Raw genomic sequence first — 422 nt, 5'->3', positions numbered from 1 at the left:
GTCATCAGCTTGCTCAGCGATGCCGGATACCAGCGCTTGAACGCGTCCTGATGCTGCAGGATCTTGCCGCTGCCGAGATCGAATACGACCACCGGATTGGCCAGCGCCGGCCCGGCCACGACCGACAGCGCGATTGTGCCAACCGAGAATAGTTTGAGGAAATGCCTGTACCGCATGATCAAATCCGAAATCGCCTCTTGCCGTAGTCGCCCCTGGCTCCGTAAGATTTCGTTACGCGATCGCCAGCATGATTGGTCCGACCCTCAAAAACCGGACCGCATCGTTGCGGTGCTATTTACCCTATGTGACGCCAAGATGGCAAAGTGCCTGGCGATCACAATTGCAAGGCAGCGGACGACACCCGCCTGTCCCAACAGCGAGATGGAACCATCATGCCAATCCTGAACCGTGCCGCCGAAATG

Annotated in this window: 1 pseudogene; it reads right to left on the bottom strand. The window is 57.8% G+C overall.

The annotated features are described in order from the left end of the window. A pseudogene (locus tag EN964_RS39055) lies at nucleotides 1-176 on the bottom strand (D-alanyl-D-alanine carboxypeptidase); the annotation flags it as partial. Nucleotides 177-422 lie beyond the last annotated feature (246 nt).

It is taken from the genome of Mesorhizobium sp. M7A.F.Ca.CA.001.10.2.1 (assembly GCF_003998575.1).
In the GTDB taxonomy this organism is placed as follows: domain Bacteria; phylum Pseudomonadota; class Alphaproteobacteria; order Rhizobiales; family Rhizobiaceae; genus Mesorhizobium.
This window is presented reverse-complemented; position numbering and strand designations above follow the sequence as displayed.